The sequence below is a fragment of the Dysgonomonas hofstadii genome (assembly GCF_014196915.1).
GTDB lineage: Bacteria > Bacteroidota > Bacteroidia > Bacteroidales > Dysgonomonadaceae > Dysgonomonas > Dysgonomonas hofstadii.
Genome location: NZ_JACIEP010000027.1, coordinates 1 through 21,865, shown reverse-complemented (window position 1 = coordinate 21,865; position 21,865 = coordinate 1). Strand labels below are relative to the sequence as shown.

Here is a 21,865-nt window from a genome sequence, read left to right as displayed (position 1 = left end):
AAATCTGACATTCCTGACACAATTTTTAGTTTAAATCCCCAAAAACGAGGAAACTTGTTTACTTGTATCTCGTTTACTTGTCAACTTTATCCATGTCAAAGATCGCTCTACTGTCTACTAATTACTCTCACATACATATAGATAAAGAAGCTGTAAAATAATAAAAACGGACGCCCCTCAAGACGTCCGTTTTCTATATGTCAGATTTTGGATTGATTACATCATTCCACCCATTCCGCCACCCATTGGAGGCATTGGAGCTGGGTTTTCTTCTTTCTTATCTGCGATAATACATTCTGTTGTCAGGAACATACCTGCGATAGAAGCCGCATTTTCAAGAGCCACACGAACAACTTTAGCAGGATCGATAACGCCTGAAGCGTTCAGATTTTCGTAAACGTCTGTACGTGCATTGTAGCCGAAATCAGCTTTACCTTCACGCACTTTCTGTACTACAACAGCACCCTCTTTACCACTATTAGCTACAATTTGACGAAGAGGTTCTTCGATAGCACGTTTAACGATTTCGATACCTGTAGTTTCATCTTCGTTTTCGCCTTTCAGATTAGAAATAGCGTCGATAGCACGGATATATGCTACACCACCTCCGGGAACTGTGCCTTCTTCGATAGCGGCACGAGTAGCAGAAAGAGCATCATCAACGCGATCTTTCTTTTCTTTCATTTCCACTTCTGAAGGAGCACCTACATAAAGTACAGCAACTCCACCTGCCAGTTTAGCAAGACGTTCCTGTAGTTTTTCGCGGTCGTAGTCTGAAGTTGTTTTTTCCATCTGAGCACGAATCTGTCCTACGCGGGCTGAGATAGCAGCTTTGTCGCCGGCTCCGTTTACGATAGTCGTATTATCTTTATTTACGGTAATTTTATCAGCTGTACCAAGCATATCAATAGTAGCAGCTTCAAGAGAAAGGCCTCTTTCTTCTGTAATTACAGTACCACCAGTAAGGATAGCAATGTCTTCCAGCATTTCTTTACGACGGTCACCAAATCCCGGAGCTTTAACAGCACAGATTTTCAATCCCGCACGAAGACGGTTAACTACCAATGTAGTCAATGCTTCAGAGTCGATGTCCTCTGCAATGATAAGCAAAGAACGGCCTGATTTAAGAGCAGCTTCAAGGATAGGAAGAATATCTTTCAATACTGATATTTTCTTATCGTGGATCAGGATATATGGATTTTCAAGGTCAGCCTCCATTTTTTCTGTATCAGTTACAAAATAAGGAGAGATATAACCTCTGTCGAATTGCATACCTTCTACTACATCTACGTAAGTATCGGTTCCTTTGGCTTCTTCAACTGTGATAACACCTTCTTTTTTTACTTTGCCCATAGCTTCTGCAATCAGTTTACCGATTGTTTCGTCACCGTTCGCAGAGATTTTCGCTACATTTTCTATTTTACCCAAGTCGTCACCGACTGTAACCGATTGATCTTTGATGTTTTCAACAACTTTAGCTACAGCCTTGTCGATACCACGTTTCAGATCCATTGGATTTGCTCCGGCAGTAACATTTTTAAGACCTACGCTAACAATTGACTGCGCCAATACTGTAGCTGTAGTCGTACCGTCACCGGCATCGTCGTTTGTTTTAGAAGCAACTTCTTTAACCAGTTGAGCCCCCATATTCTGAAAAGCATCGTCCAGTTCTATTTCTTTAGCTACAGTCACACCGTCTTTTGTGATGTGAGGAGCACCGAATTTCTTTTCGATGATCACGTTACGGCCTTTAGGGCCAAGTGTTACTTTTACAGCGTTAGCCAATGCGTCAACGCCTTTTTTTAGCTCGTCGCGAGCATCAATATTAAAAATTATTTCTTTTGCCATTTTGGTTTATATTTTATAACTGTTCGTATTAAATAATTGCAAGAATATCTGACTGACGCATGATCAGGTAATTTTCTCCATCGAATTCGATTTCTGTTCCGGCATATTTTCCGTAAAGGACATTATCGCCCGGTTTTACTACCATTTCTTCGTCTTTTGTTCCGTTACCTACAGCCACAACTGAACCTTTCAATGGTTTTTCTTTTGCTGTATCGGGAATGATGATACCTCCCACACTTTTTTCTTCGGCAGCAGCCGGCTTAACAAGCACTCTGTCTGCTAATGGTTTAATACTCATAATTCTACAATTTTTAGTTATATATTAATATTTTAATTGATATTTCTGAATAGTCTTTAGCGAAATGCGTGCCAAATTTATATTCTGTCAAAACAGCAGAATCAAGGAATAACAAAACTGACAAGTAGTCATTTTATTCGATAACAAAGACTATTGTCGCTAATGTAGGGAAGTTATCATAAACGAATTTTGCGTGCGATGTGGCATTGCGCACACACATATGAGATCGAGGAGTTGTGCCAAGCGATGCACTATACTCAATAAGTGCCGTGCGGGGTGCATTTACCGGCACTCCGTGAATATATCCCCCGTTTGTAAACCTGTTGGCATAAGGAGCAAACCCTCCGGTACGGGTAGTGCCGTCCACCAGAAAAAACATTTTAGACTTCTTTTCCTGTATAACAAACATCCCAAGAGGTGTTTCCTGCTGATAAGGAGGATTATGAAGACCTGTAGTAGCAGGGTTCATACTCCTTACGATCCATTTGTCCCCCGATTTTTCCAATGTAGCAATATTTTCATTCTTCCGGTCTACAAATATGGCATGTGTGAAGTTAATGCTGTCTGAAACAATTTTTACATATTTCTTTGGAACAAGCCATTCTCCATCATATTCGGTGGTCTCTATTTTTATAAAATTGGATGTTGTGTCCTGTTCCATTATTTTCACTAATGCTCCGTCCCTGCCATAACGTTCTCCTGTAATGGAATCTTCAGGACTGAATAGTGGTACAGACTGATAACGCTCTACACCATGCATATCGGCTACACGTTTGTACTCGTTACGTTTCCATTCTTTTATCAGGGGAGCTTCGCCGTTCCCGTTTTTGTAATTTTGGAGGATACCCCACTTATCATGTATTCGCTGCACATTTTCCAGATGGGCCAGTTTTTCTTTTATCTTATCCCACTGGAAAACCCTGGTAGTATCTTTGTAAGGATAACTATCCTCTAAGGTATACTTGTCATACAAAAACTCCTTACTGATCTCTATATCTCCGGCGGTAAGTTCTTTGATTTCCTCCTTTTCTGTTTTAGTTGAATCCACCGGAGAGGACGTTGGTATTTCCTGTTGCTTTGTTTCGGTAGTACATGCGCATATCAGATATATGCACAGAAGAAGTGTGGTCGCAATCTTTATTTTCATTAATTGTTTATTTTATTTCTTCTTAAAGTAACAAAAATAGGCAATTTAAAGTTTATATCCTTGTTATTATAATATGTGCCATTACGGATTTAGTCCCTTTTTTATGAGAGGGCATTAAGTATTTATTATCTTTGCACTTTACATATTTTAATAGATATCAATAATGAAAAAAATCACATTTATCTTTTTACTCTTGGCGACTGTAATGATTTCGTGTCAAGATAAGAATGCCTTTACGGTTGAAGGTAATTTCACAGAAAATACCTTCGAAGGAAAAACAATATATCTGCAAAAGATAGACAGCATGGAAGCACAGTCGTTTACAGTAATAGACTCTTGTGTGATAAAAAACAATAAGTTCAAAATGAAAGGCGCTTTGAACGGAGAAGCCATTATGGGTTTTCTGTCGGTGGGACATATCGAAGCACCTGAGGAAGAAAGTCCTATGACTACAATCGTTCTGGAACCAGGCACTATAAAAGTGAAGTTCGAAAAGAAAGATGTTACAGTAGAAGGTACTCCTAAAAACAATGAGTTCAATAAAGTACTTGTAACCATGAACAAAGTAGGCACTTTCTTCGAAGAACTCGAAAAAGCAGGTAATATAAACAATATGCCTTTAAACGCTGAAGGTCTTGACGCAAAAGCTCAGGTTGAAAAATTACAGGAAGAATTGCTAAAAGCAAATTTCGATTTCGTTAAGGCAAATATTAATAACAAGGCTGGTCAATTCTTATTTTTCTCTTCCTTTACACCATCCTCTTTTGTGCAATTCTCTAAAGAACAGGTACAAGAAATTATTGCGGCAGCCGACAGCACTGTTCGTAATATGCCTAATATTATGACTCTGGAGAAAGAGGTGAACAGAGTTGTCCCCGAGGTGGGATTACCATTCGAAGACGTGCAACTGGTAGACATGGAAGGCAGCAGGGTTGCCTTGTCTAAATATGTGGAAGGTAATAAATGTACACTCATAGACTTCTGGGCTTCATGGTGCAGACCTTGTATCGAAGAAATGCCAAATCTGATAAAAGCCTATAATACATATAAATCGAAAGGCTTTGAGATAGTAGGCATCTCAGTAGATGACGACAGGCAAGCATGGCATAATGCCGTGAGCACCCATAAAATGAGCTGGATACAATTAGGAGATGATACAAGAAGTGCATCTGCTATTTATGCAGTGAATGCAATACCCCATACTATCCTGCTTGACAAAGACGGTGTCATCGTTGCCAAAAACCTACGAGGCAAAGAACTGGAGGATAAAATAGCAGAAATTCTGAAATAAATAGTTAGTGGTGTAAACAATAAGAATATCAACATTGTTTTATACATAATTGACTAAGCTTAATAATTAATTCATTAACGATTTAATCAGAATATATAGATGAAAAAGATAATATTATTTCTTTCCGTAATTGCATTAGCAATGGTATCCTGTGCGGAAAAAGATGCTTTCACGATCAAAGGAAAGCTGCCAAGTGGAGCATACGACGGACAGCAGGTATTTTTACAGACCTTGAACGATGACTGGAAAGGTAATGTAAATATCGATACTGCGAATGTGGTAGATGGTCAGTTTATATTTAAAGGACTGGCAAAAGAGGGACCAACTGTACATTTCATTGCATTGAGTGATGCGCCCGATAACATGAAAAGGCCTGTACTTTTGATTGTTGAACCCGGAGAAATTGAAGTCACACTGGATAGTGTTTCTTCTGTAAAAGGTACAACCACAAATAACGTTTACCAGGCATTTCAGACTAAAGCCCAGCTTATCGACTCGGAGATGAGATCATTGTATGAAAAAGCAAAACAAGACACATCGGCCGTAAACAAGCAGGAACTGGAAAAACAATTTGAAGAAAAGGATGGCCAGCTAACAAAAGAAACCTATGATTTCATCAAAGGAAATGCAGGCACTAATCTGGGAGCATACCTTTTCAGCCGCAATTATTACAGGTTCTCCCTGGATCAGCAAAAAGAACTGTTTGCCGGCATAGATACAGCATACAAATCAAATGCGAGACTAGCTAAAATAGGACAGGCCATAGAAAAACGCGACGCGACATCTGAAGGTAAGACCTTCACTGACGTAAAGGCGAAAACTCCTGATGGAAAGGATGCTGCCTTATCTGATTACGCAGGAAAAGGGAAGTACGTATTAGTTGACTTCTGGGCTTCATGGTGTCCTCCATGCCGTGCCGAAATGCCGAAGCTTGTAGAAATGTATAAAGAGTTTAAAGGTAAAGATTTCGAAATTGTAGGTCTTTCTCTTGACAAGGATGGCGAAGCATGGAAAAAAGGTATCAAGGATCTGAATATTACATGGCCCCAGATTTCAGACCTGAAATACTGGGATAGCGAATTATCTTCCACTTACGGAGTAAATTCAATTCCTCACCTGATGCTCTTAGACAAAGACGGAAAGATTCTGGCCAGAGGAATAAACGCTGATCAGGCAAAAGAAAAATTAGCAGAATTGTTGAAATAAGATTCTGTACTGTAAAATATAATGAGCGGGTGGTTACTAAAAGTAGTCGCCCGTTTTTTATTGTTTAGGATGTATCAATATTGGAAGAGTAAAATAAACATCAACAAAATCTCCATTTTGTTTACCGGGGATCCAACGAGGCATACGTTTAATTATACTGATGAGAGAATCACACATTATACTCTCTCCTCGTATACATTCTATATTATCAATATCTCCTTTTTTAGTTATAACGAAACGAACAGTAGTGCGTCCTTGTATACCTAAGTCTACATATGTTTGTGGAACCCGGAAATTCTCAGCAATAAATCTCTGCATCTCTGCCTCCCCTCCCGGAAAGCAGGGCATTACCTCGACTGTAGTATATATTTTACTGGTATCGACATTTGTTTTTATGATTGTGTCATTTACATTCAGCAACTCTCTTTCTATAGCTTCTACAGGCTTAGAGAAACAACAAACAATAAAGAAAAAAGATAATACAAAAAGGCTAATATTCTTCATAGAAATGGGATTAACAGGTCTGTTGTAAAAATAAGAATAATTATTAATGAAATAGAGTTTATATTCAATAAAAGAGTAAGATGTATGTTTTTAGGCATTTTAGTTGCCACGACTTTTAAGTCGTTTTCTATCTGTATCATTATCCTCCAGCTAAAGCAGGAGGCTATTAAATCACAGGGAATAAACCATATATAACCTTATTGAATATAAACTCTAATACATAAATCTGTTTTTTTTCATAAATAAACCCTAAAAGTTAACGATTAACTTCTAGGGTTTACTTCAGAATATCCACCTTTATTTTGATCTTATATCTTCTATTCTAAAGATGTTGTCTGTTCTATTTTCAAATACACTGTAGTCTTTGATGCATTAGCATCGTTTACCGCCACATTTGCAGGAGCAGTACTCACTCCTGTTGTAAGTGCCCCCATCGAGAAAGTTATCTTATATACTGTTTTTACTTTCCGGTTCAAGGCTGTTTCGTCTATACGGGTCCACAGATATTCTCTAAGTTCGGGAAATCCTGTCTGAAAAACATTTGTATTATACCATCCTATATTATAATATGTTTTATACTGGTCAGCCAAGACATTACCAGGAGCAGTTGCTCTCGGGCCAAGAATAAACCAGTAACTCCACCATGTAGCATCAACAGTGGAAGCTGTTGTTCCTCCCCACTTATTATCACAATCAGTTTTTGTAAAATCGAGTAAGGCTGTTTTCCCCAAGGTATTATCACCCCTGTAAAGAATCTTTGCAGCCCACATGATCCTCATGGTATTATCCTCCATTTGATTTGGCCGCAGCTGCAAATCCACATCTTCAAAAGTTGTACCGGCATCAGAAGTACCGGAGCCACCGATAGGGGTAGTACCATCAGACAGATAGCCTGTTGCATAATTGATACTGGGTTTAGGCACAAAAACCCGAACAGACCATTTTCCATCCGGAGTGGTTATTGACCTGCCATAACCGGGAACATTCTGGTCTTCGTTATAAATTAACGGGCCTACCACTGCATGGGTCTCAATTTTTGCGTACGCGGTATTTCCAATCTCCACCTCACACTCTACAAGATCATTAGGCGCAGCAAGACCTGTCGGAAAAGAGATTACAAACCTTGCCACATCAGGAGAGTTTCCCACTGGGGTACCCCAGATCCGGTAAATCAATTCGCCTGAACCATTAGCCAGTTTACCACTCTGCAATTGCATTTGTAGTCCCGTCACTAAAACTTCGCCAGACTGAGGCTGTTCGCAATTGATGATAGGACCTTCCTGATAAACAGCTCCATTTCCACCACTATACGGCACGCGTGCTAATGTTTCGAAATACACTCCATTTTCCAGAGTCTGTTTCCCAAATGTTACATTATCACACAACAAAGCAGCTATGGCCGAAGGTATGGCCACAGTACTATCCAAAGCCATCCACTGAGTACCATCCCAATAATACATTCCTGTAATTAAAGAACCTTTCACATTGTAAACCATTAATCCTTTGTGTAAAAGATCCAGTTTAGCCTTTTCAACAGGATCTGTATTATACTTTGTATCATTCAGATACATTGGATAAAGTTTATAAACATCTGTCAGTTCAACACGGGGAAAACCAAGTCCCTGAGTCGCATTTTCATCTCCATTTGAAAGATTATCTTCAATTGTCTTTAATTGGAACAGTGCACCACCCAGTGGTTGCTCACTCAGGCCAACTGTTACTTGAGCGGATAAGTACAAGCCTGATTGCAATAAAAAAAATAAACACGTAATAAACCCTGATAGTCTTGTCTTCATAAATTTTAAGTTAAGTTAAGCATTCAATTATCATATTTGTCTTCTATACTATTTGTTTGTTCGTTCGTAGGGTAATAATTACAGAATCCAATGCCTCAAAATGCTTACTTACGGATTTCACAAATGATAAGCAAACCGAAAGGACTAAGACAAACAACAAAAATAAATAAACAAAACAAAGAGAAATGTCCCATGCTTTGTGCCCATGTTTTGTGAGGCATTGGATTCGTGTATATATGAGAAAATATAGTGTTACGATCTGTTTATCAGGAAAGGCTATTTTAGGCATATGCCGATGTAATATGCTTTCTAAAAAGACACAACTAACCTGAACTGATATTACCAGTACCAGAATACCTGTGTATAAATAAAAAAAGATTATTTCAAGAGCAGTGTGTGATTCCGGAAAACTATAGTGTGCTGTTTCGTTGTTTCTCATTAATAGAGAAACACTAACGTCCAAATTTTCAAACGAAAAAATGGAAGCAGAATCTGCCTTATTATAATATATACTCAACATTAAAAGAAGAGATTATCCGTGGTAGTCTGTTATCTTTTATACTATTTTGCCTTCGTGTCAGGAGCAAAGATATGTCAAAAATTTTATTACGCAAATTTTATTAATAATTCTTTCTCGGAGGAAGGATAAATAAAAAAGCCCGGAATTAATTATTATTCTGTATTTTTATAGTTCTAATATTCCAAATATGGATAATATAAAGAAGCTTAAACGAACTGCCCAGCTCATATCTGTTCTTACTAAGTACGGATTCGAAGCACTTGTCACAGAAACGAATATAAAAAAACTTATCCCCGAGAGCTACATAGAGAAGAATGAAAAGCGCAAAGAAATATTCTCTCACAGCATCTATGAACGGATAAGACTGGCGCTCGAAGAGCTTGGCCCCGCCTATATAAAGCTGGGACAATTGCTCAGTAACAGGGATGATATATTACCCGAAGACCTGACTTATGAGCTTCAAAAACTACAGGACAATGTAACCGTAAGAAACATTGATATATATGGAATATTAAGGGAAGAACTTCTCATCGAACCAGAGGAGGTATTCGAGGCAATCAATCCTGAGCCAATAGCCGCGGCATCATTGTCACAGGTATATACAGGGATTCTGAAAGATGGGAAAAAAGAGGTAATAATAAAAGTAAAGAAGAGAGGTGTTCGTGAAATATTTGAAGCCGACGTGCTGATAATGAAAGATTTTGCCCATTTACTTGAGAAATATTACAACTTAGCTAAAAAAATAGGTCTGAGCCGCATAATCAGTACTTTCGAAAAGTCTGTCACCGCAGAGTTATCCTTTACACAGGAACTGTCCAATATCGAGCGCTTCCGCTCCAATTTCAAAGAAGATAAGTCTATCTATGTACCTGTCACATACAAAGAACTATCCAACAGGAATATTCTTTGCATGGAATTTATAGACGGCATAAAGATATCCGACAGAGAAAGTATGATCGAATGCGGATTAAACCTCGACGACATAGCTAATAAAGTAGTCGGATCATATCTCAAACAGATCATCGATTTTGGTTTTTTTCATGCCGATCCTCATTCGGGTAATATCTTTGCCCTTAGAAACGGACAGATCGCTTTTATCGATTACGGTTCGGTAGGCAAATTGTTACCCCGGGACCGGGAGAACCTGAGCGACTTTGTTATTTATGCACTCCGAAAAGATGTCAGGCGACTTGTACGTGTCATAAAAAAGATTGCCATCAAGTTTAATATATCGAACGACGAACAGCTGGAGCGGGATCTATATGATTTTCTGGATATTATGGATAACATATCCATTCGAGAGTTAGACCTGAATGATATTTCCAGAAAGTTCAGCAAATTACTGAATGAAAACCAGATCATTCTTCCTGATTTTATTTATCTGTTGATGAGAGGGATCATACTTCTCGAAGGGGTAGGCCGCGAACTAGGTCTGGAAACAAATATTATAGAAAACGTCAAGCCCCACGGCATAAAGCTTATCAAAAACCGTCTGAATCCGAAATACATATCCAATAAAATACTGGATAAGCTATACAATCTGAGCGACAAACTGGAGGAACTGCCCGAAGACACACATTCCCTTATCCAAAAGATAAAGAACGATGAACTGGAAGTAACCCACAATATAAAAGGACTCGAGGATATTCGCAATACAATAAACAGGCTGGTGGTGGCTCTTATTATTTCCTCTCTGGCCATCGGCTCATCTATCCTTGTCCTTGCAGATATGCCACCAAAAGTATTGGGTGTTTCCTTATTTGGTTTTCTGGGATTTACTTTTGCGGGGATCGTTGCTTTTGTCCTTATTCTGATAATAGTAAAGAACAAGATGATGAAGTAAATCTTATTGTTCCATTTTCTCGATGCGCAGACCTAATTTTTCAATTCCATTCAATGGTTCGTCACGCATACCATGTTGTATTTTCACCCGGTAATTTTGTTTCCGGGCAAAGATGAAATTATCATATAGAGGAAGCGATAGCTGGAAAGTAGTGGCAAATCCCGATCCGTTCCATTTACCAAAATCGTCAGCCAGTGTGTATTCTTTAGATGTACTGTCGAATATACTATCCGACTTTAAATTATCAGATACAAAGAACCAGATATTCCTGTAAGGATAATTCACATTATTAGTCACTTCAATAGAAAACCTGTAAGGTGTATTGAGATCAAAAACAGCAGAATCAATATCAAAAACAAGCGTATCATTCTGAGCCCACTCCGCATTTTTCAATTCATGGAATTGAGAATATATCTCCTGTTGTTGACAGGAGATAATTCCTATAGCGAGCAGCAGAATAACACAATACTGCAAAACGGATTTACGCCTGAGGCCTGTTTTGATCAGGTTTTCCATTCCGGTTATTTCTGTTTCTGTTTTTATGATTCCTGTTTTTATTCTGGTTTTGGTTTTGGCCTTGTCCCTGGTTTTGATTTTGATTCTGACTCTGGCTTTGACCAGTAACTTGCTGCTGTTTATTTTCGGGCTTATTATTTTGCCTGTTCTGCTGGCCAATATTATTATTATTTCCCTGGCCATTGCTGTTCTTTACAAACTTTTTCTTTTTATTCCGGTTACTGTTCCCGCTATTATCGAAACGATCAATATTTTCCTGCAAAATATCGTGTGAAACAGGTTTATCATTCTTATCCTGATCGTCCATTACAAGATGCGTAGGTCTTTCACCCCGTTTATTTATTCGCATTACCTCGGAAACCCGGTCTTGAGGCAGAACGATAAGATTCGCAGCAAAATTCTTATCTGTCGAATAAGTCATCATACCCGAAAGAATATCGGTTTTGAAATGATAGTATGTAGAATCTCTCGTCTCCAAAGGGATTTCTCTTGATGGAAGTTTACGTTGAGCTTCTACATAAGTATCAACCTCAAAATTGAGGCAACATTTGAGTTTTCCACACTGTCCGGCCAGTTTCTGAGGATTCAATGGTATATCCTGAAGCCTCGCGGCAGAAGTCGACACGGACACGAAATTAGACATGGAACTGGAACAACACAATTCCCGTCCGCATGGGCCTATTCCGCCTACCCTTCCGGCTTCCTGACGTGCTCCGATCTGTTTCATCTCTATCTTTACCCGGAATTCAGAAGCATAAACTTTGATCAACTGACGAAAGTCGACCCTTTCATCGGCAATATAGTAAAAAATCGCTTTATTACCGTCTCCCTGATATTCCACATCGCTTATCTTCATCGCCAGTTGCAACTCTTCGGCTATTTCTCTTGCGCGGAGCATGGTTTTATGTTCCTTTTTCTTAGCCTCTTCCCATTTTTCTATATCATTAGGCTTGGCTATGCGATAGATCCGTTTCGTTTCGCCACGATAGTTATTCTTCAGCATTTGCAACTGAACCAGCTTCCCTGTCAGGGTTACTTCTCCTATATCGTGCCCGGGTGTAGCTTCCACCGCTACAATATCACCCTTATACAATTCCACATTATTACTGTTCAGATAATAGCCTTTGCGGGTATTCTTGAACTGAACTTCCACCATTTGCGATTCGCCCAGTACTTCGGGAAGATCCTCCAACCAGTTGTAAACTTCGAGCTTGTGTGTGCCACTGCAACAACCACCGCCCGACTTACAGCCTCCACCTGATTTACAGGAACAACCACCCCCTGACTTACATGAGCAGGTCCCGCCCGATCCGCAACCACACGACTTCGCTACAACAGGCGATGTTTCAGTAAGACTATTTGTATTCTCTAAAGCTTTTCTGTTCGCCTTATCGCAGGTACAACCAATCGGAGTCTTACATGTGCCCTGGCAATCTTTAGGCAATGATGTATTTTGATTTATATTCATTTTGTATATCTATTAAGTTAATTAATCAAAGCCCCTTTTCACGGCTTTGTGGGTTTATATTATTGTTTTATAAGCATTGTTATTTTCAAACAAAGATCGAAAAACACCATCTTTGCATTTACATTTTGTTCTACATGCCGTTCGGCCAGAGCCAGTTCATCCATAAAGCCGACAATATTCCTTTCATTGATAAAGGGTGCGAACTTCATACCAAAACCAGATTCATCCTGTGCCATGTAAACCATATCGGGTTGTCCCATATTGCTGACAAAATATTCCCGAACCATCCGCTGGCAATAGATGAGAAAACTCTTCTGATTCTCCCGTCCGATCGTCCCCAGCTCGTTAGCAATAGCTTTTATCTCCTTTATTCTGCGCGCATAGGACGCCCGCATCATCTGAACAAATAATTCAAAGAAATACTTATGTTCATCATTCAGACTGATCGTTTCTATAGCCTTAAGATAGCTGCCTTTCGACAGGTGAGCCACATTAGCCGCATCTGCCGGAGTAATATTATACTCCGATTCCAAAGCCTGTACCAAATCGGCCTTATCGACACCATGTATATTTATCCGCTGGCAGCGGGATTGTATGGTAGTGATTATATTATCGGGAGTATCAGATACCAACAGGAATACTGTATTGGCAGTTGGCTCTTCTATGATCTTTAATAGCTTATTAGCACAGGATTCATGCATTTTTTCCGGAAGCCAGATAATCATCACCTTATATTTGGCTTCATATATCCTCAGGCTTAGTTTACGAAGTATTTCTTCGCTCTCCTTCGCATAGATCAGCCCCTGTGAATTTTCGGCTTCTATATTCTCAAGCCACTTATTCAGATTGAAGTAATAATTATTCGATTTGACGAACTCACGCCATTCGGCAATATAGTCGTCACAAACATCTTTTTTCTTTGCTGCTTTCTTTACTATCGGATAAACAAAATGCAGATCGGGATGCGCCAGATGTTTGTATTTAATACAAGAAGGACATTCCCCGCAGGAATCATCCTCTGCCGGATACTCACAATTAAGATATTGGGCATAAGCAAGCGCAAGGGGAAATTTCCCCACTCCTTCAGGCCCGCAAAAAAGCTGGGCATGAGGAATAAAGCCATCTTTTACCGTACGGATAAGATGCTCCTTCACTTGATTTTGACCTACTATATCTTTAAAAAACATGTTTCTTAGTTATGAGTTATAAATTATGAATTATGAATGACAAATTATTGACAGTATCTTATAAATTAATTAATTGAAATCTTACGGCTCATAATTTATAACTCATAATTCATAATTCTTCTAATACACTTCCCTTGCTATCCGTGCCACACTCTCTGTAGCCATCAACGAATAGAAATGCAGGCTCGGCACACCGTGAGCTATAAGCTCCTTACACTGCTTTATACCCCACTCTACTCCTACTTCTTTAGACTCTTCGTCGGTTTTGCATTTACGCAATTCTATAGCCAGCTCCTCGGGTATGCTCGAACGGAATATCTTTGGCAAAACCTCTAGTTGGCTCATCAGTACAATGGGTTTCACTCCCGGTATTATAGGTTGTGTAATGCCCGCTTTCCGGCATTGTTCTACAAAAGAAAAATATTTTTGGTTATCAAAGAACATTTGCGTCACAAAATATTCGGCTCCGTTCTCCGCTTTTTTCTTCATATAATAAATATCCGATTCGGCACTTTCGGCATCTTCATGTACTTCAGGATAGCAGGCCATACCATAAGCAAACGGGGTAAGGTTCTTTTCGAATGTAGAACCATCCTCGGAAATGCCTTCGTTAAAATCGTTCACCTGCAGTTGCAAATCGGTAGCATATTCATTCCTGTTCGGATATATTTGTTCGGGAGCAAGACGTTTGGTATCACCCTGCAATAAAAGCAAATTATGCACCCGTAAAAAATTAAGGTCTATAAGCGCATATTCAGTCTCCTGCTTCGAAAAACCTTTACATATCATATGAGGAACAGCCATCACATTGTATCGGTGCTGTATACTGGCGGCAATAGCCACCGACCCCGGACGCTTACGGATATTCACCCGTTTGACCGAACCGTCGGGCATCACCTTATCCATATACTCGCTATGATGTGTAGTGATGTTGATGTATTTCGGATCAAACTCTATCAGCTTATCAATAATTCCATATACTTTCTCAATATCATTTCCTTTCAAGGGAGGTAATATTTCGAATGAAAAAGCTGTTTTATCTTTATTATTTATTAATTCTGTTACAGTTCTCATAAACTTATCATTTAAAAAATATCCTTATTATATCGTTACCATTCGCCACGATCAGCAGCAACAATATAAACAACATACCTGCGACCTGCGCATGCTCCATAAACTTCTCACTCGGCTTACGTCTTGTGATCACTTCGTAAAGCAGGAACATTATATGCCCGCCGTCCAGTGCAGGGATCGGTAATATATTCATAAAGGCAAGTATGATGGAAAGAAATGCCGTCATCGACCAAAATGAATGCCAGTCCCACATCGGAGGGAACATGTTTCCAATACCGGCAAATCCGCTAAGATTCTGCACACCTTTGGATGAAAAAACAAAACGGATCTGGGCTACATAGCCTTTAAGGGTTTCAACTCCCAATACCGCGCCGGCAGGGATAGCCTGCAAGAAGCTGTAAGTATCTTTTTGCACCTCGAGCACAGGTGTCTTAGATCCTATTCCTATCTGTGAATCTTCATTGACCTGCACATCTACATTAGCTACCAATGTGTCGCGCATATAGGTGATCTGTATTTTCTGGCTTTTATTTTCTTTTTTTGAAATTTCACCGACAGCTTCTATCCATGATGTTATCCCCTTCCCGTTTATAGCGATAATACTGTCGCCTTTCTGCAATCCGGCTTCTTTCGCCGAGGCAAATACAGAATCGACAACAGGAGGAATCCAGTAATAATACGGAGGCACGGGATCTTCCCCAAGAGCCACAGTCTCTGCAAAATCTTCCGGCATAGTAAGTGTCACTTCTTTTCCGTTCCGGAGTACAACAGCCTCTTTGGCATCGAGAAACTGCATAAAAGTATTCATATTGAGGACCCCACCCCGGTTTTTCATCTCTTTACCATCAACACTGAGAATGATATCACGATCCTGATAACCTCCAAGTTCCTTCACTGTTTTGGAAAAACTCATTCCGGCAGTCGCCGATTTTACAGGCACATATGTATCTCCCCAAGCGAAAAGGATCATTCCATAAATAATGATCGCCAGAATAAAGTTAAACAAAACGCCACCGACCATCACCAGTAAACGCTGCCATGCAGGCTTTGACCGAAACTCCCATGGTTTTGGAGGCTGAGCCATTTGTTCTTTATCCATCGACTCGTCTATCATACCCGATATTTTCACATATCCGCCTAATGGCAACCAGCCAATACCGTATTCGGTATCGCTGTTCTTAGGTTTAAACTTGAAAAAGGCAAACCACGGGTCGAAGAAAAGATAGAACTTTTCAACTCTTATTTTGAAGATACGGGCAAACAGGAAATGCCCGAATTCATGTATAATAACCAGTATCGATAAACTAAGTATCAGTTGTAACGCCTTTATTAAAATTGACTCCATTTAAAAAATTATATGTTATAATATTTATGCTGTCCTTTCAGGACGATTTGTATTTCATTTTTCATTTCCCGAGGCGTTGCCGTCGGGCTGTGATATTTAAGGCTTTCAGCCTTTTAGTATCTGTATGTAATTCTATATTCACACCCTGAAAGGGCTGCATAACATAGCCCGACGGCAACACCTCGGGGGAAAAGTGTAAACCCGTTTCTTCGCCCTGTAAGGGCAGTATATTATACCCACAAATAGGTTTCATCATAATCAATATTATATTCTTGCAAAAATACAATATATTCGTCTTTGAATGTTTGTTTGCAGTGATGTTCTTTTTGATTCCTGATATATTGCCTGACAATCTCCATTTTAGACTGACTGACAGAAAACCCCGCATAACCACCTTGCCATGCAAAACTTTTATAATAATTATCTTTCGACTTTATCCAACGACTACTATTTCTTTTTATATTCTCCACTAGTTTTGAGAGGGCAATGTTTTTAGACATTTTACATAGAATATGCATATGATCTTTCGTTCCATTGATTGCTAAAGGTACAGATCCCGATTCCTTTATAATTCCTCCAATATACTTGTATAATTCACTTTCTTCATTCTCCCGAATCAACACATCATCATATCTTACATGAAAGATAATATGAATATATAATTGGGATAAAGATTGTGGCATAATATAAATACTTATTTTACAAATTCGGCAGCTATATATCGTGCTTCCATGTCGGTCTGCACGTAATCTTCGTACGAAGGGGACTGTATATAAGATGCTTTCTGCATAGTTTGTTCTATTACATCGCTCATTTCTAAAAATCCTATCTGATCTTTTAAAAACGCAGCCACAGCTATTTCATTAGCCGCATTCATAATACAGGCCATATTTCCTTTAGCCCGGGCCGCTTCGAACGCAAAAGTAAGATTGCGAAAACGGTTTGTATCGGGTTTTTCGAATGTCATTTCTTTGAGTTTGAAGAAATCGAGCCTTTCAAAATTATTCTTTAGCCGGTTAGGATAAGCCAGCGCATATTGTATTGGCAGGTGCATATCAGGCAATCCCAGTTGAGCGATAATAGAAGAATCTTCAAACTGCACCATCGAATGTATAATCGATTGCGGATGTACAACTACCTCTATCTGATCAGGCGTAACATCGAAAAGCCATTTGGCTTCTATCATCTCCAATCCTTTATTCATCAACGATGCCGAATCGATCGTAACCTTTGCTCCCATATCCCAGTTAGGATGCTTCAGAGCTTCGGTTTTCGTCACCTTAGCCAACTGATCGATGGAATGATTACGGAAAGGACCACCTGATGCTGTTAAGAGTATCTTCTCGATAGGGGTCCGCTCTCCAATCAGACATTGAAATATAGCTGAATGCTCAGAATCGACCGGGAGGATCGGCACTTTCTTTTCAATAGCAAGCGTAGTAATCAGCTCTCCTGCTACAACCAGTGTTTCCTTATTTGCCAAAGCAATCACCTTACCTGCTTTTATGGCATTTATCGTAGGTTTTAAACCTGAATAGCCTACCATGGCAGTAAGGACCATGTCTATCGGCGCGCTTTCCACGACCTGGGCAATGGATTCACTACCCGACCAAACTTTTATCGGCTGATGGACCAATGCTTCCTTCAGCTGTTTATATTTATTTTCGTTTGCAATAACAACGACTTCCGGCATGAATTCCATGGCCTGTTTTATCAGCAGGTCTACATTTTCATTTGCCGTCAGGGCATATACCTCAAAGCTATCGGGATGTTCACGGACAATATCGAGAGCCTGTGTCCCGATCGATCCGGTAGATCCCAGAATAGCAATATTTCGTTTCATATTATGATCAACATTTATTGTTAAAATGATATATAATTTTCAGGATTTACCGCACTACCCCTGTACCAGAGCTCGAACTCGAACAAGGCTTCGGGCTTATCGGCTTTCAGATCATCCTGAATTGTCGCAATCGCTTCGCCCGTACGCACTTTATCCCCTGTATTTTTCAAAAGTGAGGTACTATTCTTATATATCGATATAAATCCGTTTTTATGCTGTATTTGTATTGTATATCCCGTTTTCAGGTCATATCCGGCGAATATCACCGATCCTTCAAGGGTTGCCAGCACTGTTTCTTTCGGTGCGGTCTTTATAGCTATTCCGAAATTATTTTCTGTAGGATTGAACCGATCGGAAATAATCCCTTTCACCGGTTTAAAGAACACAAGTCCTTCCATCGGGTTGGTGGTAGGTGAAGACAGGACAGACAGGTTATATTTCTCTTCTTCCTGATAACGCTGGATATACTCCCTTTCGAGATCTGACTTCAATAACAAAGGATCATTTTCCGAAATAGAGATCGTATCGACCATCTTCACCGAATCAACCTGCCTTACTCCCGTAAAGACATCGCGCAGGTTGTTAATATATACCTCCTGATAATTTAATTGCTGCTGCAAAGAATCTGCTTTGATGGCAGACCGCAAAGCTTTTTCCCTGATCTCAGAATCAAGATAACCCGGCAAATAGTAGCGTATAGGTGTAGCGATGATGATAACCGAAGTAACCGTTATCAGAATAAAGGCAAAGACAAGAACCAACACTGCTCCGGAAAACATGGAAGCCTTAATTTTCCATATTTCTTCGAGCGTATTCTCATTCATCACCGAAAGCCTGTATTTAAAATGCAGCCGCTTCCAGAAATTATGTTTGTTTTTTTTATTTTTCGTCATCAAAAACCAGTCCTAAAGACTATCAGTCAGATACTTCATCGGATTACACCGACTAATCTGCAAATTTAAGAAAAAAGCACTATAGTATAGCCAGATGTGTGATAAGAAAACATTAAAATATCCTTTTTTTAAATATTTGTCTCAAATCCTCTGCATTCTGATTTTTTTTAGCTATTTTTGCATCCTGCAATTTGTATGATACACAATGAATATACAAAGCAGTTATAATAATCGACATTTGTTGTAAATTGAGTATGAGTCTATTAACTGATAAGTTATATCGGTACGATGCAGCCCGCAATACACGCGCTGCAGGAATCTACCCGTATTTTAGAGAAATCCAGAGCGATCAGGACACAGAAGTAGTCATCAATGGCAAAAAGGTATTAATGTTCGGATCTAATGCCTATCTGGGACTAACCAATCATCCAAAAGTAAAAGAAGCCGCTATCAATGCCACGAAAAAGTATGGTACGGGAATGGCCGGCTCACGTTTTTTGAACGGGACTCTCGATATCCATGAAGAACTGGAGAGGAAACTCGCAGCCTTTGTAGGCAAAGAAGATGCCATTGTTTATTCTACCGGTTTTGGTGTAAATGAGGGCGTTCTCTCTTGCGTTACAGGACGTGAAGATTATATCTTGTGGGACGAACTCGACCATGCTTCTATCATAGAAGGAATAAGGATATCATATTCTACAAAACTCAAATTCCGCCACAATGATATGGAATCGCTGGAGAAACAACTTCAGAAATGCGATCCGGACAAGGTAAAGCTTATCGTTGTAGACGGAGTTTTCAGCATGGAAGGAGATGTAGCAAACCTCCCGGAAATAATTAAACTTTCGAAAAAATACAATACAAGTGTGATGGTAGACGAGGCTCACAGCCTTGGTGTATTAGGTACAAACTTCAACGGAAAAGGACTCGTAAACCAATGTGGAGCTGTAAACGATGTCGACCTGATAATGGGGACATTCAGCAAATCACTCGCTTCCATCGGTGGTTTTATTGCTGCAGACCATGCCGTTACAGATTACCTGAGACATAATTCCCGTGCATATATCTTTACAGCTAGCGCAACGCCTGCAGCCACAGCGGCAGCAAGTGCAGCTTTAGATATCCTGGTTTCCGAACCGGAAAGAATAAAAGCATTGTGGGATATAACTCATTACTCACTTGAAGGATTCCGCAGCAAAGGTTTCGAAATAGGACATACATCCACACCTATTATTCCTCTATTTGTCAGAGATAACGAAAAAACATTCATGATAACAAAAATGTTATTCGAAGAAGGTGTCTTTGTTAATCCGGTTGTTTCTCCGGCAGTCGCTCCGGCAGATACTTTGATACGTTTTTCACTGATGGCCACTCACACAAAAGAACAAGTGGACATCGCCCTGGAAAAAATAGAGAAAGTATTTAAACAGATGGGAGTTGAATTGCATCCGTAACGCTTAAACGAATAGAGCAATACAATAAACATCAGATAAAATAAAAAGAGCCCTCTATCCGTTAAAGATAGAGGGCTTTTCTCTTTTTAAACAAGAATATAAATGAAAAAAATATTGCTTCTTATATTTACTTTAATTTCTTTTCTGCAACTTATAGCTCAGAATACACTAGAGGTTAATGCAAAAATAGATTTCTCTGTGGAAGAACGTAATTCTCCAAACGAAATAATATCTGCAGATGATATCAGCAACAAAATATATTCAGCCCCTGTTGCAATAAACTTTTTCGGAGAAGGAGGTAAGGATGCTTATTATTACACATGGTATTTCTATAAAAAAACTGATTTGGAAAATGCTTTCGTACGATACACAGACAAAGATATTCGTTATACTTTCGATCAATTCGGTGAATATATAATAAAACTGGAAGTGGCCGACTATGATTCGAAAATCGTATCAACAGACACATTATCTTTTCGCGTTGCAGAATCATATATTAATCCTCCTAATTATTTTTCACCGGGAGATTCTCCCGGATCTAACGATGAATTCAGAGTGGCCTATAAATCTATCATCAAATATAAAATAACAATCTTCAACCGCTGGGGTGTAAAAATGTATGAATCTACTGACCCTGCAAAAGGATGGGATGGCCGATATAAAGGTAAATATGTAAATACAGGAGCATATTATTATGTCATATATGCATTGGGCTCAGATGGGGTTGAACATCCTAAAAAAGGTGCTATAAACATACTTCGCAGTAGGTAGGTATTCCTAAAGTACTTCCAAAGATCATTTTTAACATTCTATCGATCAATTATTCCTCTTTGTCGATAGTCTTTGCCTCACAGACTATCTATTCATAATTTTGAGTAACAAACAAAAAATACACAACATTATGAAAAAGGTAATAATAACTTTCAGCTTATTCTTCGCATTGGGATTGACAAACTTCGTATCTGCCCAAAATATAAACATAAATATAAATGTGAATCTTGATAAGCAACCGTCCTGGGGGCCTACCGGGTACGATTATGCAGGATATTATTACATTCCCGATATTAATGTATATTATGACATAGCTAACTCGCTATTTTATTACTTATCGGGAAGCAAATGGATATCTAATCAATATTTACCTGACAAATACAGGAAATACGATTTATACAGTCTTTACAAAGTAGTGATTAACGACTCTCAGCCGTGGCAAAATAATAAAACTCACAAGAAATCATATTCTCAGTATAAAGGAGACCGGACACAGGAAGTTATCCGCAACAGCAACAACAGCAAATATAACGATAGTAAGAATAATAATAAAGTATGGGTGAATACAAATAATAATAGCAATACAAACTCGGCTAAACAGCAGGGAAGTACATCCAAGAACAATAACAAAAACCAAGATAGAAATAGTAGCGACAAAAACAATAATAAGGATAATAGTAGAAACAATCAAACAGGCAACAATAGGAAATAAAGATTAATTGGTTTTATACAAAAAAAGAAAGATATAGATTTTTCTAATCTATACAAAAACAAGAAAGTCCGCATATTTTAGTATGCGGACTTCACTTTCTTAAAAAACGGCGGTAACCTACTCTCCCACTGTTACGCAGTACCATCGGC

General features: G+C 39.1%; 19 protein-coding genes. 6 read left to right on the top strand and 13 right to left on the bottom strand.

Annotated elements, in window-relative coordinates; translation table 11 throughout:
- Window positions 1–216: 216 nt before the first annotated feature.
- From groL to GGR21_RS20335, 3 genes are all read right to left on the bottom strand, one after another.
- Complete coding sequence (gene groL, locus GGR21_RS20345) at window positions 217–1,848, bottom strand: chaperonin GroEL (RefSeq protein WP_183309072.1); 1,632 nt, start codon at window positions 1,846–1,848, stop codon at window positions 217–219.
- A 28-nt stretch (window positions 1,849–1,876) separates the two neighbouring features.
- On the bottom strand, window positions 1,877–2,146 hold the full coding sequence (locus GGR21_RS20340; protein ID WP_183309071.1) for a co-chaperone GroES: 270 nt from the start codon (window positions 2,144–2,146) through the stop codon (window positions 1,877–1,879).
- A gap of 133 nt (window positions 2,147–2,279) precedes the next feature.
- Window positions 2,280–3,293, bottom strand: coding sequence for a L,D-transpeptidase (locus GGR21_RS20335; RefSeq protein WP_183309070.1), 1,014 nt, complete (start codon window positions 3,291–3,293; stop codon window positions 2,280–2,282).
- Window positions 3,294–3,456: 163 nt separating this feature from the next.
- On the opposite strand from GGR21_RS20335, the gene GGR21_RS20330 reads away from it, so the two are divergent.
- Window positions 3,457–4,584, top strand: coding sequence for a TlpA disulfide reductase family protein (locus GGR21_RS20330; protein ID WP_183309069.1), 1,128 nt, complete (start codon window positions 3,457–3,459; stop codon window positions 4,582–4,584).
- A gap of 99 nt (window positions 4,585–4,683) precedes the next feature.
- Window positions 4,684–5,790 carry a TlpA disulfide reductase family protein gene (locus tag GGR21_RS20325; protein WP_183309068.1) on the top strand — a complete coding sequence of 369 codons (1,107 nt, stop codon included), beginning with the start codon at window positions 4,684–4,686 and terminating at the stop codon, window positions 5,788–5,790.
- Between the two features lie 57 nt (window positions 5,791–5,847).
- Here GGR21_RS20325 and GGR21_RS20320 read toward each other — a convergent pair whose 3' ends face one another.
- Together GGR21_RS20320 and GGR21_RS20315 are read right to left on the bottom strand one after the other, a co-directional pair.
- Complete coding sequence (locus GGR21_RS20320; RefSeq protein WP_183309067.1) at window positions 5,848–6,294, bottom strand: energy transducer TonB; 447 nt, start codon at window positions 6,292–6,294, stop codon at window positions 5,848–5,850.
- 317 nt (window positions 6,295–6,611) lie between these two features.
- Complete coding sequence (locus tag GGR21_RS20315) at window positions 6,612–8,090, bottom strand: hypothetical protein (RefSeq protein WP_183309066.1); 1,479 nt, start codon at window positions 8,088–8,090, stop codon at window positions 6,612–6,614.
- Window positions 8,091–8,797: 707 nt separating this feature from the next.
- Here GGR21_RS20315 and GGR21_RS20310 point away from each other — a divergent pair.
- Window positions 8,798–10,453: an ABC1 kinase family protein gene (locus GGR21_RS20310; protein ID WP_183309065.1), complete on the top strand. Its 1,656-nt coding sequence runs from the start codon at window positions 8,798–8,800 to the stop codon at window positions 10,451–10,453.
- 3 nt (window positions 10,454–10,456) lie between these two features.
- On the opposite strand, the gene GGR21_RS20305 is transcribed toward GGR21_RS20310, so the two are convergent.
- The 8 genes from GGR21_RS20305 to GGR21_RS20270 all read right to left on the bottom strand — a co-directional run bounded on the left by GGR21_RS20305 (window position 10,457) and on the right by GGR21_RS20270 (window position 18,779).
- The gene (locus tag GGR21_RS20305; protein WP_183309064.1) at window positions 10,457–10,969 is read right to left on the bottom strand and encodes a gliding motility lipoprotein GldH; all 513 of its coding nucleotides are present in this window, start codon (window positions 10,967–10,969) and stop codon (window positions 10,457–10,459) included.
- Window positions 10,935–12,437, bottom strand: coding sequence for a PSP1 domain-containing protein (locus GGR21_RS20300; protein WP_246348137.1), 1,503 nt, complete (start codon window positions 12,435–12,437; stop codon window positions 10,935–10,937). The genes GGR21_RS20305 and GGR21_RS20300 overlap by 35 nt, the downstream gene beginning before the upstream one ends.
- Before the next feature lie 59 nt (window positions 12,438–12,496).
- Window positions 12,497–13,624: a DNA polymerase III subunit delta' gene (holB, locus tag GGR21_RS20295; RefSeq protein WP_183309063.1), complete on the bottom strand. Its 1,128-nt coding sequence runs from the start codon at window positions 13,622–13,624 to the stop codon at window positions 12,497–12,499.
- A gap of 120 nt (window positions 13,625–13,744) precedes the next feature.
- Window positions 13,745–14,698 (bottom strand): methylenetetrahydrofolate reductase, encoded by a 954-nt coding sequence (locus GGR21_RS20290; protein WP_183309062.1) that lies wholly within the window; start codon window positions 14,696–14,698, stop codon window positions 13,745–13,747.
- Between the two features lie 7 nt (window positions 14,699–14,705).
- A complete protein-coding gene (gene rseP, locus GGR21_RS20285; protein WP_183309061.1) occupies window positions 14,706–16,043 on the bottom strand; it encodes an RIP metalloprotease RseP in 1,338 nt (445 codons plus the stop codon).
- A 230-nt stretch (window positions 16,044–16,273) separates the two neighbouring features.
- Window positions 16,274–16,726: an IS200/IS605 family transposase gene (gene tnpA / locus GGR21_RS20280; RefSeq protein WP_183309060.1), complete on the bottom strand. Its 453-nt coding sequence runs from the start codon at window positions 16,724–16,726 to the stop codon at window positions 16,274–16,276.
- An 11-nt stretch (window positions 16,727–16,737) separates the two neighbouring features.
- Window positions 16,738–17,886, bottom strand: coding sequence for a 1-deoxy-D-xylulose-5-phosphate reductoisomerase (locus GGR21_RS20275; protein ID WP_183309059.1), 1,149 nt, complete (start codon window positions 17,884–17,886; stop codon window positions 16,738–16,740).
- 20 nt (window positions 17,887–17,906) lie between these two features.
- The gene (locus tag GGR21_RS20270) at window positions 17,907–18,779 is read right to left on the bottom strand and encodes a murein hydrolase activator EnvC family protein (protein ID WP_183309058.1); all 873 of its coding nucleotides are present in this window, start codon (window positions 18,777–18,779) and stop codon (window positions 17,907–17,909) included.
- 254 nt (window positions 18,780–19,033) lie between these two features.
- Between GGR21_RS20270 and spt the strand changes: the two genes are divergently transcribed.
- The 3 genes from spt to GGR21_RS20255 all read left to right on the top strand — a co-directional run bounded on the left by spt (window position 19,034) and on the right by GGR21_RS20255 (window position 21,716).
- Window positions 19,034–20,233, top strand: a complete 1,200-nt coding sequence (gene spt, locus GGR21_RS20265; RefSeq protein WP_183309057.1) for a serine palmitoyltransferase — start codon at window positions 19,034–19,036, stop codon at window positions 20,231–20,233.
- A gap of 102 nt (window positions 20,234–20,335) precedes the next feature.
- A complete protein-coding gene (locus GGR21_RS20260) occupies window positions 20,336–21,004 on the top strand; it encodes a T9SS type B sorting domain-containing protein (protein WP_183309056.1) in 669 nt (222 codons plus the stop codon).
- Between the two features lie 130 nt (window positions 21,005–21,134).
- Window positions 21,135–21,716: a hypothetical protein gene (locus GGR21_RS20255; RefSeq protein ID WP_183309055.1), complete on the top strand. Its 582-nt coding sequence runs from the start codon at window positions 21,135–21,137 to the stop codon at window positions 21,714–21,716.
- Window positions 21,717–21,865: the final 149 nt, after the last annotated feature.

Coding starts and splice junctions, on each gene's coding strand:
- groL (WP_183309072.1), bottom strand. CDS start 1,848: ATGGCAAAAGAAATAATTTTTAATATTGATGCTCGCGACGAGCTAAAA.
- GGR21_RS20340 (WP_183309071.1), bottom strand. CDS start 2,146: ATGAGTATTAAACCATTAGCAGACAGAGTGCTTGTTAAGCCGGCTGCT.
- GGR21_RS20335 (WP_183309070.1), bottom strand. CDS start 3,293: ATGAAAATAAAGATTGCGACCACACTTCTTCTGTGCATATATCTGATA.
- GGR21_RS20330 (WP_183309069.1), top strand. CDS start 3,457: ATGAAAAAAATCACATTTATCTTTTTACTCTTGGCGACTGTAATGATT.
- GGR21_RS20325 (WP_183309068.1), top strand. CDS start 4,684: ATGAAAAAGATAATATTATTTCTTTCCGTAATTGCATTAGCAATGGTA.
- GGR21_RS20320 (WP_183309067.1), bottom strand. CDS start 6,294: ATGAAGAATATTAGCCTTTTTGTATTATCTTTTTTCTTTATTGTTTGT.
- GGR21_RS20315 (WP_183309066.1), bottom strand. CDS start 8,090: ATGAAGACAAGACTATCAGGGTTTATTACGTGTTTATTTTTTTTATTG.
- GGR21_RS20310 (WP_183309065.1), top strand. CDS start 8,798: ATGGATAATATAAAGAAGCTTAAACGAACTGCCCAGCTCATATCTGTT.
- GGR21_RS20305 (WP_183309064.1), bottom strand. CDS start 10,969: ATGGAAAACCTGATCAAAACAGGCCTCAGGCGTAAATCCGTTTTGCAG.
- GGR21_RS20300 (WP_246348137.1), bottom strand. CDS start 12,437: ATGAATATAAATCAAAATACATCATTGCCTAAAGATTGCCAGGGCACA.
- holB (WP_183309063.1), bottom strand. CDS start 13,624: ATGTTTTTTAAAGATATAGTAGGTCAAAATCAAGTGAAGGAGCATCTT.
- GGR21_RS20290 (WP_183309062.1), bottom strand. CDS start 14,698: ATGAGAACTGTAACAGAATTAATAAATAATAAAGATAAAACAGCTTTT.
- rseP (WP_183309061.1), bottom strand. CDS start 16,043: ATGGAGTCAATTTTAATAAAGGCGTTACAACTGATACTTAGTTTATCG.
- tnpA (WP_183309060.1), bottom strand. CDS start 16,726: ATGCCACAATCTTTATCCCAATTATATATTCATATTATCTTTCATGTA.
- GGR21_RS20275 (WP_183309059.1), bottom strand. CDS start 17,886: ATGAAACGAAATATTGCTATTCTGGGATCTACCGGATCGATCGGGACA.
- GGR21_RS20270 (WP_183309058.1), bottom strand. CDS start 18,779: ATGACGAAAAATAAAAAAAACAAACATAATTTCTGGAAGCGGCTGCAT.
- spt (WP_183309057.1), top strand. CDS start 19,034: ATGAGTCTATTAACTGATAAGTTATATCGGTACGATGCAGCCCGCAAT.
- GGR21_RS20260 (WP_183309056.1), top strand. CDS start 20,336: ATGAAAAAAATATTGCTTCTTATATTTACTTTAATTTCTTTTCTGCAA.
- GGR21_RS20255 (WP_183309055.1), top strand. CDS start 21,135: ATGAAAAAGGTAATAATAACTTTCAGCTTATTCTTCGCATTGGGATTG.